At 67.8% G+C, this 9,720-nt stretch carries 16 protein-coding genes; 9 read left to right on the top strand and 7 right to left on the bottom strand.

The features are described from left to right. The first annotated feature begins 240 nt into the window (after positions 1 to 240). The 6 genes from ACWEJ6_RS47615 (at position 241) to ACWEJ6_RS47590 (ending at position 2,673) form a co-directional block, all read left to right on the top strand. Entirely contained in the window at positions 241 to 582 is a 342-nt protein-coding gene (locus ACWEJ6_RS47615) for a hypothetical protein (RefSeq protein WP_452431976.1), read from the top strand. Beyond that, positions 579 to 773, top strand: coding sequence for a DUF7620 family protein (locus tag ACWEJ6_RS47610; protein WP_452431975.1), 195 nt, complete (start codon positions 579 to 581; stop codon positions 771 to 773). Before ACWEJ6_RS47615 ends, ACWEJ6_RS47610 begins: the two co-directional genes overlap by 4 nt. Continuing rightward, positions 766 to 1,083, top strand: coding sequence for a putative phage holin (locus tag ACWEJ6_RS47605; protein ID WP_452431974.1), 318 nt, complete (start codon positions 766 to 768; stop codon positions 1,081 to 1,083). The genes ACWEJ6_RS47610 and ACWEJ6_RS47605 overlap by 8 nt, the downstream gene beginning before the upstream one ends. Further along, complete coding sequence (locus ACWEJ6_RS47600) at positions 1,080 to 1,832, top strand: peptidoglycan recognition protein family protein (RefSeq protein ID WP_452431973.1); 753 nt, start codon at positions 1,080 to 1,082, stop codon at positions 1,830 to 1,832. The genes ACWEJ6_RS47605 and ACWEJ6_RS47600 overlap by 4 nt, the downstream gene beginning before the upstream one ends. Before the next feature lie 273 nt (positions 1,833 to 2,105). Then, positions 2,106 to 2,474: a hypothetical protein gene (locus tag ACWEJ6_RS47595; protein ID WP_452431972.1), complete on the top strand. Its 369-nt coding sequence runs from the start codon at positions 2,106 to 2,108 to the stop codon at positions 2,472 to 2,474. Positions 2,475 to 2,484: 10 nt separating this feature from the next. Next, positions 2,485 to 2,673, top strand: a complete 189-nt coding sequence (locus ACWEJ6_RS47590) for a hypothetical protein (protein ID WP_452431971.1) — start codon at positions 2,485 to 2,487, stop codon at positions 2,671 to 2,673. 260 nt (positions 2,674 to 2,933) lie between these two features. On the opposite strand, the gene ACWEJ6_RS47585 is transcribed toward ACWEJ6_RS47590, so the two are convergent. After that, a complete protein-coding gene (locus ACWEJ6_RS47585; RefSeq protein WP_452431970.1) occupies positions 2,934 to 3,209 on the bottom strand; it encodes a GntR family transcriptional regulator in 276 nt (91 codons plus the stop codon). A gap of 145 nt (positions 3,210 to 3,354) precedes the next feature. Here ACWEJ6_RS47585 and ACWEJ6_RS47580 point away from each other — a divergent pair, with 145 nt between their 5' ends. Next, on the top strand, positions 3,355 to 3,507 hold the full coding sequence (locus tag ACWEJ6_RS47580; RefSeq protein ID WP_452431969.1) for a hypothetical protein: 153 nt from the start codon (positions 3,355 to 3,357) through the stop codon (positions 3,505 to 3,507). Then, positions 3,504 to 4,103: a hypothetical protein gene (locus ACWEJ6_RS47575; RefSeq protein ID WP_452431967.1), complete on the top strand. Its 600-nt coding sequence runs from the start codon at positions 3,504 to 3,506 to the stop codon at positions 4,101 to 4,103. Before ACWEJ6_RS47580 ends, ACWEJ6_RS47575 begins: the two co-directional genes overlap by 4 nt. Before the next feature lie 477 nt (positions 4,104 to 4,580). Here the strand turns inward: ACWEJ6_RS47575 and ACWEJ6_RS47570 are convergent, their stop codons facing one another. From ACWEJ6_RS47570 to ACWEJ6_RS47545, 6 genes are all read right to left on the bottom strand, one after another. Then, complete coding sequence (locus tag ACWEJ6_RS47570; protein ID WP_452431966.1) at positions 4,581 to 6,659, bottom strand: hypothetical protein; 2,079 nt, start codon at positions 6,657 to 6,659, stop codon at positions 4,581 to 4,583. Further along, a complete protein-coding gene (locus ACWEJ6_RS47565) occupies positions 6,656 to 6,814 on the bottom strand; it encodes a hypothetical protein (RefSeq protein WP_452431965.1) in 159 nt (52 codons plus the stop codon). Before ACWEJ6_RS47565 ends, ACWEJ6_RS47570 begins: the two co-directional genes overlap by 4 nt. Further along, positions 6,814 to 7,731 carry a DUF2637 domain-containing protein gene (locus ACWEJ6_RS47560; RefSeq protein WP_452431964.1) on the bottom strand — a complete coding sequence of 306 codons (918 nt, stop codon included), beginning with the start codon at positions 7,729 to 7,731 and terminating at the stop codon, positions 6,814 to 6,816. The genes ACWEJ6_RS47565 and ACWEJ6_RS47560 overlap by 1 nt, the downstream gene beginning before the upstream one ends. 78 nt (positions 7,732 to 7,809) lie before the next feature. After that, positions 7,810 to 8,115 (bottom strand): hypothetical protein, encoded by a 306-nt coding sequence (locus ACWEJ6_RS47555; RefSeq protein WP_452431962.1) that lies wholly within the window; start codon positions 8,113 to 8,115, stop codon positions 7,810 to 7,812. Next, positions 8,112 to 8,480: a hypothetical protein gene (locus tag ACWEJ6_RS47550; protein WP_452431961.1), complete on the bottom strand. Its 369-nt coding sequence runs from the start codon at positions 8,478 to 8,480 to the stop codon at positions 8,112 to 8,114. Before ACWEJ6_RS47550 ends, ACWEJ6_RS47555 begins: the two co-directional genes overlap by 4 nt. Before the next feature lie 78 nt (positions 8,481 to 8,558). Next, complete coding sequence (locus tag ACWEJ6_RS47545; protein ID WP_452431960.1) at positions 8,559 to 9,119, bottom strand: DUF6907 domain-containing protein; 561 nt, start codon at positions 9,117 to 9,119, stop codon at positions 8,559 to 8,561. Positions 9,120 to 9,321: 202 nt separating this feature from the next. Between ACWEJ6_RS47545 and ACWEJ6_RS47540 the strand changes: the two genes are divergently transcribed. Then, positions 9,322 to 9,552: a hypothetical protein gene (locus ACWEJ6_RS47540; protein ID WP_452431959.1), complete on the top strand. Its 231-nt coding sequence runs from the start codon at positions 9,322 to 9,324 to the stop codon at positions 9,550 to 9,552. Positions 9,553 to 9,720 lie beyond the last annotated feature (168 nt).

Raw genomic sequence — 9,720 nt, 5'->3', positions numbered from 1 at the left:
CGCCGGTCACGATCGGCGACCCGGGAGACGTCACCGCAGGCGACGCCGGCTCCACCTACAGCAGCTTCGAGCAGGCGCTCATGAACCAGACCAAGAGCCGCTTCAACGCGCTCCTGTCGACGATGCGGCTGAACGGCTTCATCGTCTGACTCACCTGTTCGTGGCCGTCCGCGTGGGCTCGCGCTTCGCCCCTGAGGGAGACGCGGGCGGTCCCTAGTCGTGTCGTCCTGCTCTCTGAGGGTGCGGGCGGGACGGCACCCCAACTACCAGCTCAACGAGATCGAGGTGCGCGTGCAGGACCCGAACATCATCGGCATCCTCCTGAACGCCGGTCTGGCCGGGCTCGCATTCGTCCTCTTTCTCAAGGGCTGGATCGCGCCGAAACCGTCTGTGGACCGGCTCACCAAGGAAGCCGAGCAGTGGCGCAAGTTGTACGAGATCGAGCGGCAGGCGCACGACCTCACCCGCAAGGGGCACGCCGAAGAAACCCGCGCTGCGCTTCAAGCCGCGGCCGAGGGCAGCCAGACAGCAATGGCGCTGCTGGAAGAGATACGCAAGCGCCAGAGCGAGGCTCAGCGATGACGCCAGAGGAAGAGATGAGACGCGCCGAGCAGGAAGCCGCGGAGTCGAAACTCCGGGCTCAGCAGGAGCTGCGGCAGGCACGCGAACGCGCCAGACGAATCCGGTCGATCACTCAACGGTTGCGTGAGCTGCGGGAGGCGAACGGGTTTGCCGCGCTGCTGGACGACGCGTTCGGAGGCGGCCATGCGTGACCAGTGGTTCATGGCCGCGAACGTCCTCCTGATCGTGACGGCGCTGCTGGCGCTCGCCTGCGTGGTCTCTCAGGCGCTGCTGGCGCGCTGGTGGGAGACGCCCGCCGGCAGGCATGTGTTCGCCTTCCAGGGCGTTGTGGCGGCGCTGGCGAGCCTGTGGTCGCTGCGGGTGTGGTTCCCCGACAACGAGACCATCCGGCTTCTCCGCAACATCGCGTTCGTGGGTCTCCCGGTCGTCATTGGATGGCGGCTGGCCATCATCATCCGCACTTGGCGTGCCAAGCGCCGCAAGCACAAGGAGGCGCTGTGAAGGTCATCGCACGGGCCGGCTGGAATGCCCGCGACCCGAAGAACCGCCTGACCGTGCCATGGAGCGTCCGGACGGAGTTCTTCGTCCACCACACCGACGGTCCTCCCGCGCAGACGTTGAGGTCGATCCAGGACTTCCACATGGGCGCCTCCCGAGGCTGGTCGGACATCGGCTACAACTTCCTCGTCGACGACGGCGGCGTCATCTACGAAGGCCGCGGCTGGCTCGTCGTCGGCGCCCACTGCCCCAACCACAACCGGACGGGGATCGGCGTCGCCTACATCGGCGAGAACAACCCAACCGACGCCGCGAAGCGGTCGATCCGCTGGCTGTACGACGAAGCCTGCCGCAAGGCCGGACGACCCCTGAAGAAGCTCGGCCACGGTGACCGCTACCCGACCGAATGCCCCGGCCCGCAGTTGCAGGCGTGGGTGAACGCGGGCATGCCCGCCGAGCTGGTCGACGCGCCGGCCAAGAACCCCATGGAGGACATCGTGAAGGCCTTGCCCACGCTGAAGCTGAAGGACGACAGCTACGACGTGAAGACGCTCCGTGCTGTCTTGTTCGCGCGGGGAGGCCTGAACGAAGCCGTGTACGGCGGGCCGGTAGGTCTGAAGTCGTGGCTGGAGAAGACCGTCTTCGACGCGGCTCTGTGCGAGGACGTGAAGGCCTGTCAGCGGCGCGCGAACCTGACGGATGACGGGATCGTTGGGCCGGCGACCTGGCCTGTCCTGCTGAGGGTGTCGTGAGCGACGGCCTGTTCTCCAGGCTGTGGGCTCGCTGGAACAGCCCTCAAGGCTCCCCATACGACGAGCTCGGTGCCGTCGATCAGGACGGTCTACGCGAGCACGCTGAGACGTCTCTAGCTGTGGCCTGGGCTGACGGCCTGGTGCCCGGCTGGCACGACGAAACCAACTGATCTACGACTGAGAAACGTCGTCCTGAGCGCGGTTCTCAGTCACCCGAGGCGGTCCCACAGAGGGGCCGCCTCTTTTATATCCCCATCCCCGAGGAGCATCCTCATGCGCTACAAGAGCGCGATCGTCCTGTCCGCTCTCGTCGTCGGCCTCGGTGTGACCGGTGCCGCATCTGCGAGTGCCGCCGCGCCTGCGAAGCAGTACGGCGTGTGCATCAACGTCAAGACTGGCGCTGTGCGGCTGCTGGAGCCGCTGGCCCTGCGTCGCAGTCAGTACGGCAAGTGCAAGGCGGGGGAGCGGAAGGTGAAGCTGCCTACGCTCAACGCCATCCCGGTCGTCCCGCCGCCGCCCGCCACTGTCGTCTACAAGCGCGGCGCCGCCGTCGAGACGTGCACGAAGACGGTGGACGTGGTGCTGACGTACGACTGCAAGACCGTCCCCGCTCCGTCCCCGACTCCCACCCCCGCGTCCTGAGGAGAGCGACATGAACGTAGGGAAGTACGCGAAGACCTTCGTGGCGGCGCTGTTCGCCGCTGTGGTGGTCGCCAAGTCGGCTGTCACCGATGGTGTGATCTCTCCTCAGGAGTGGATCGACATCACGCTGGCGGTGCTCACATCGCTCGGCGTGTGGGCGGTGCCGAATGCCCGGCGGTCTGAGGACCTGCCGCGATAACCTGTGGCCTGCCCGGGAGCGAGACCGGGAGGGGGACTCGACCCGGGCACCCATCTGCTCGCCTCTGCCACGGGACGCTGTGGCACCCGCGTGAGCGGTACGGCGGCGGACGTACGGGGCCGGGTCACCTACGGGTGGCCCGGCCCCGTTTCATGTCTGTGACGTAGGCGGCGGCTCCTACTGACAAGCGAGAAGGTGATCAACTTCGCGCTTCACTGGCATGATCGAGGGTCTTGGGGTACGGCTAGTAGCACAGCAGGTCAGGCGGACCCATCGCCTTCTGTGGGTAGCTCATTCACTACGTAGGTGCCGCGTCCCAGCACACTCTTGATCAGACCCCGGTTGCGTAGTTCCTTCATCGCTCGCCGCACGGTCAAGTAGGCGACGCCATACTCTGCGGCCTGGTCCCGCTCGGCGGGTAGGCGACGCCCCAGGCTTAGTTCGCCGGACCGGATGCGGGCCTCGATGTGATCGGCCAGCCGCATGTAAACGTACTCGGGGCTGTCCTCATCGGGATCGAATGGCGGGTTGCTCACGCGATCAACGTATGGCCACCCCTAGCTGCACGAACGCATGGAAAGCTATGTATCGCTATACATGGCTATCTAGTTTCCTTACGATGACAGCCATGGCCCATTGCGCTCCTCGCTTTGACCCCAGCCCCCAAACGGGAGCCCTGCGGTGACGGGGTTCCTGTTCTGTCTGGCATGCGGCGACACGGTTGAAGAGAACGCCGACGGCGATTGGGAGGGCCGCACAGGTACTGCCTGCCGCAAGCGCGCGGGCGGTCACCTGGTCGAGCAGGTCATCCCGGAACCGGATGAGCAGGCATGACCACGCTCACCGTGCCCTACATCACGGCTTACGACGGAGAAGACGTCGACTACCAGCTCGCCCTCGCCTCACACCCTGAGGCGACCAACGGCATGCGTCTGTCCTACGTGGACGCCGTACCAACGGATTGGATGTTCGGCGTCCTCTGGCACCGGCACGGCCTGTCCCGGGCAGGTAACCCCGACTGGAAGCGCGTGAACACGCGCCGGCAGCGCCGCTGCATGCTGCACGCCCTCTGTCAGGTGTGCGGCAGATCCGCCACCGACGGAGACAGCCTCATCTGGTGGGTGATGGCCGAACCGCCCGGGACGACCCCGGCGGGCAGGCCGTTCACCAACGCGCCGCCCACCTGCCCGGCCTGCATCCCGGCCGCGCGGACGCTCTGCCCACGGCTGCGTCGGCGCGCCCTGGTCTACACCGCCCGGGACATCGAGCCGTACGGGGTGGTGGCGGAGGTGTTCAAGCCGGTCGGCCCCCGCCTGATCGCGGCCGGCCAGGTAGTGGAGATGCCCTTGGACGCGTTCCGCGAACTCGACTACGCGCTGGCCAGGCAGCTCCTCGTTGCCCTGGACGACTTGCAACCAGCGACTTCATAGACCGGTCCCCGCTCGACCATCCCTTTGCTGGGTGGGCCAAACATCGGGCGGGGACCTACAGACCGCCCCCGTTCTGGCCTCTGGAGGGGAGCCAGAGCGGGGGCCTGCGTCCTTCCTAGACGCTTCTGTGCTGGGATCTAGTGCCCGAATCGTCCCCGGATCTCGCCCGACCGTCGACAACGCTTGCATGGTCGGTACCGCCACGGCAGCACCCACGAGCGGACCATGCCGCTACCCCCACAGCGGGAGCACCGGGTGAGCGGGTTGCGGGCGACAGCGATGTAGAGCACGGCCACGACCGCCGCGGCGATCAGCAGAGCGGTGAACGGGTCCATTGTGGCCCTCCCTCCTGTAGCGGCGATCCCGCTACATGTAGCGCCGCCGCTACAGGGCCCGCTACTGGCTGACATGGGGAAACGCATCCTTGTAGCGGGTAGCGGCCATCCTGCCCAAGGCCGGGATATGGCCTGACCGGGCTCACCGGAGGACCGGGCGGCCGCTACCGCTACCGTTTGGCTCGATGGCCCGCCGCTCCGCGGCCTGCTTCACCGCGGCCAGCTTGCAGCCCTTGAGCGGGTCCCCGGTGACCGAGTCCCGCACGTTCTCGCTTGCCACGCCGAGCTCACGTAGCTTGGCGCTGATGGACTCCTGCGTCTCGCTGGCGTAGCCCTCCGGGAGCTGTTCGCGCAGCCGCTCGGCCAGCAGCCGCCAGGTCAGCTTGTCCTCGCCGCCGTAGAACACCTGCTGCACGTCGTACAGCACGTCCCTGGCCTCACGAGCGACGTCCTCGCCGGCGGCCATCCCGGACAAGGTGCCGGCCTTCTCCCGCAGGGTCCGGGCGTAGGTGAGGATCTTCTCGGCGTCGCCGGCGTCGGCCAGGTGGAAGCGGACGGTGGGTGTGTCGTCGGAGGCGCCGCGCAGCATGCCGACGCCTTTGTAGGTGGGCAGCAGGGTGGAGGTGTCGTAGCCCTCCGTGGACGAGCCGGACCCGAGGACCATGTCCGACACCTGGTAGGAGCCGGTCCGTAGCCCGATGCGCACCTGGTGCTGGTCGCGGAACGCGGTGAACCGGGTGGCGATCTCGCCGGAGCCGACACCGCCCGGCTTCTGGGTAGCGTCCAGCACGATCACGCCGGCCGCGGGCGCGACCTTGACCAGGAAGACGAGTAGCCCGGAGATCTCCTTGTCCAGCTCCTTGTCGCCGGTGTCGAAGTACTCCTGGCACTCGTCGATGACGACCAGCCGGACGGGCATGCCGTAGCGCGGGTCGCGGGCGAGGTCGCGCGTCAGCTTCCCCTCCGGGCACACGTCCACGGGCAGCTCCGACAGCCGCTGGTAGCGCCACTGCACCTCTGCCTTCAGGTCGCGCAGCGTCTCCACGAAGATCTCCAGCGGGTCGCCGTCGCGGGACATGGCGAACCCGAAGCTGAACCGGTCGGCCACGAGCGCGAACTTCCGCCAGTCCGGCGAGCCCTTGCCGTCGAACACGCACAGCTTCACGTACGGGTCCAGCGCCGCGTACAAGGCAAGCAGGCGGGCGGTGAAGCTCTTGCCCTGCCGCGGCTGGGCGCCGACCAGGATGGACACCCACATCATCAGCAGCGTCACCGCCTGGCCGCGCTCGTCGAGCCCGAGCGGCGCAGGCTGCCAGATATCGGTCGGCTGCAGCTTCAGCAGCGGCGTGCGGCCAGCCGGGATGGACAGCGGGTCCCGATCGGCCACCCACAGCTTGTGCCGCCGGTTGGAGGACGGGTCGCGGGTGAGGAACACCTGCGAGACGGCCACGTCGAGGCCGGACGCGAGGTCCTCCTTGGCCTTGATCACGTGGCCGAACCCCTTGCCGTAGGGCAGGTCGATCAGGACGGCGCTGCCGTCGCCCTCGCGCCGCATCACTGACCCGAACGTGACCTGCTGGTCCTTCTTGTCGGGGTGGCCGAGGCCGGCCGCGTAGTAGCCGCGCAGCACGATGTCCGGGGTCATCTTGCGAAATCGGGGGGCCACCACCGCGGCGTGCACGATCCGCTGGTCGGCTGGGTGGCCCACTTTGGCCAGTATCGGGAGCACCGCCGCGAGGGCGCCGGCTTGCACCCACCACGGGGTGATGCGAACCAGGATCAGCGCCAGGAGGAGCAGGCAGGCGAGGCCGATGATGAACCAGGGCAGGCGGTGGCGGCGGTGCTTGTCGGCCACCTCGATGAACTTCAGCGCGGCCTCGGCGTCGGGGGTGACCTTGGCGCGGCTCATGGTGTCGCTGTCGAACGCCCACCTGCCCGCCGCTGCCAGGACCTTCCACAGGCCCGCGGGTGCCCACCAGAGCGCCAGAGCCGCATACCAGGGGGTTCGCAGGCTGTGGTAGCCGAGCCGGTGCGCCAGGCGGCCGAGGAAGCGCCTGGCGGCGGGCCGGCGGTTTCCGCGCCGGAGCGCGGCCGGGATGATCGGCCGCGCTTCGTGTTCCTCGGTGACGACGTCGGCATAGACCGGCTTGCCCGCGTCCGGGTCGGGCTCGGCGTCCAGCTCGACTTCGTAGTGCGTGTCTTTGGGGGCTTGTTCCGTCATGCGTCGCCGCCGGCCGGGCGCTTGAACACCGCCTGGTGGCCGTCCCAGTGGACAGCAACGAGTTCCCACCCCTTCGGGCCGAGCGCGTCGAGGATGCGCTCCAGGGTCAACCACTTCTCTCGAAATGACTCGACGCGGTACTCCCAGACGGTCATCACTTGCCCCCGCCCTGGCCGTTGCTTACGAAGGGCTCGTCGCCTGGCAGCATCACATGGTGCAAGCGGTCGAGCGTGGGTCCCTCTGCAACCTCACCAGCGGGCTCGGCGGGCTGCTCGGCCAGCCGAGCGTTGATCAGCTCGACCGCCCGCCGCTCGGTGATCCCGAACCGGGTGACGAGCTGGTCGGGGTGCGGCGGCTTGCCCACCATCTGGAGCGTCATGACGACCAGCTCGTCAGCCACCCCGCCGATGATGGTTCGCGCAGCACCACGCGTCAGCTTGAACCTGTCGGACAGCTTGCGCTCAGACAGCGGCTCACGAGTGAGCACGCTCGCCTCGTACGCGAGGCGAGCTGCCTCCTCAACCGTGCTGGGCACAGCCGGCTCGGGCTTGCCCTCCTCCGGTTCCTCTGCTGCCTTGGGGTGGTCGTCGGCGTCGTCGACCGGCTCCACGTCGGGCACATGGCTGGCGTGCGTGGAGCGGCGCAGCATGCCCATCAGCAGCTCGTACGCCACCACGAGCACGATCGGCGCGACCGCGCTGATCAGGCTGGACGCCAGCCCGCCAGACCAGCCGTGCGCCACGTTCGCGGCCAGCGTGGCGACCGCGCCGGCGATCAGCGCGAGCCGGGCCAGCCACGGGGAACGTTGGCGGCGGCGTGAGGCGTCGAGCATCACGAGGGACCCCATGATGATCACGCCGTCGATCAGGACGGGCAGCGTCCACGCCGTCGAGGGAGGCTCACCGGCGGAGGTGGCGAGCCCGTGCTGGTGGCGGAACGACACGTAGGCGGCCACGGCCGCGATGACCGACACGACGGCGATGGCGACGCGGCGCGTGGCCATGCCGTCGACCGGTCGGACAGAGGCAGGGTCGTCCGGTCGGGCGACCGGCTCGGTAAGGTTTCGGCTCACAGCCGGATCTCCTGTTCAGGCAGGGATGGGTTGAGGTCCCCGGCCGGCGGTAGGGTCGCCAGGCCGGGGACCGGTCTTCTACTTGCTCGCGCCGAGCATGACCGCGGCCCGGTAGAGAGCCGGGGCGATGGACGACAGCTCACGCATGTCGATCGCGCCCAGGAACTCCGACCAGTCCGCGGCGGCCCGCGGGGTGACCTCGTGCTCGCGCACCCCGCCCGGGAGGCGGTAGCTCATCCGAATCCACGCCTCGTCGGGCTGGTCGCCGGGATTCTCGACCAGGACCAACATGAGCAGCAGGTTGGTGAACGAGGAGAGCACGGTCATGTGCGCGTTCTGGCCCTTGTCGTGGCTGGCCGTGCACCACGAGATGTGGCAGCTCACAGCTCGGTCACCTCGCTCAGCATCGAGGCGCCTTCGGTCAGGAGCTCGGCGAACTCGCGCAGCCCGCGCCGGTCGATCAGGCCGGGCCGCTCGAAGTAGCGGATGATGTAGGCGATGGAGCCCGCGGTGAAGCCGGGCAGGTCGATGTAGGCGGTGAGGCCGTCGTCGCCGGTGAACATGACCCGCACCACGGGCGGCGTGGAGTCGTCGGCCGGCGCGTACAGGTTGACCTCGACGACGAGGTTGGAGTCGTCGATGTGCTCGATGAGGTCCCGGGTGGCCTGGTGCGGCCAGCCGGGCTCAAGGTGGCGGCTGGTGCACCATTCGTAGCGGGCGCACTTGGACGGCGGTATGTTGCTCGTCACGCTCTCTCCCCTGTGTAGGCAGGTGGATGTGGGCCAGGCCCTCGGCCGGTGTTGGAGCACCGGCTGAGGGCCGTTCTGCTATGTGGAGCTGGCCTTGCCGCGCGCCAGCGCGACCAGGCCCAGCAGGACGTTCGCGATGCGCTCGGCCTCGGCGAGCGTGGCGTAGGCGAGCGGCTCCCCGTCCATCTCCATGCACACACGGGGCTCGACCTCGCGGAAGCGCTGCGTGAGCATGAAGGTCATCTCGGGAGCAGCGAACTCGGCGTACCCCACACTCGGCTCCATGGAGTCGAAGCTGACGGACTGGGCCCCGCTGTCGTGCTCCCGGTCGTCGATGGCGTCTCCGCTCTTGTGCAAGCCGCTGTTGATACACCACGCCGGGCAGGGGTGCGTGGAGAGCCAGTAGGCGGGCTCGTCGCTCTCGCGTTGCTTGGCGTAGGCCTCCATCGTGGCGTCGTACTTGATGTGGACGGCCAGCTCGGCACGCTTGGCGGCCTTGCGCGCGTCCTCCTCCCACGCCTCGGGCAGCTGGATGCAGGGGCGTTCGGGCGCGAGGGCGAAGGCGGGCTGCACCGTCTCGGCGTCGGCGCAGACCAGGCTGCTGGTGGCCTCGTCGTTGAGGCGCATAGGGTTGTCCACTGGAACTCTTTCCGTGCATGGTTCGGGTTTCCAGGGCCCGTCCTGGTGTTGGCGCACCGGGCGGGCCTTCTTTCTTTCTTGCTGGGGCGGACCCCATGAGTGCTTAGTGAACTGTCTTGGCCAATTATGTTCACACTTACTGCCACGACACAAGAGGCTTGGCCAACTTTCTTGGCCAAGCGTTTTATGTCACCATGGGAACATGACCACCGACGAGGAGCGCCTCACGCGCATCCGCACTCTGCGGGCCGAGCTCGACGCCAAGCGTGCGCAGCTCTTCGCCGAGATCCATGACGCCTTCCACGAGAACCGAGGAGAGCCGCAAGTCCGCGGCTGGCTGGCCAAGGTCGCCAAGGCGTCCAACTACACCCGCGAGTACGTGGCCCAGATCCGCGACGGGCGAGTCCGGGCAGACGCCTCGAAGAGCGAGTGAGTTGGTTGGTTAGTTAGTTAGTTAGGTAGTCCGAGTAGTCAGTTAGTCAGAGAAGCGGCGTGGGTCACAAATCGCCACGCTCGGCAGAAGCAGTCAGTCAGTCAAGAAATAAACTGGGGCAAAGCACTCAGTGGGTGCGGTATCGCATCGACTCTCACTACATGCATG

Source organism: Nonomuraea sp. NPDC004702, assembly GCF_053601695.1.
The sequence above is the reverse complement of the archived record's forward strand: the minus strand, read 5'-3'. Positions and strand labels throughout refer to the sequence as shown.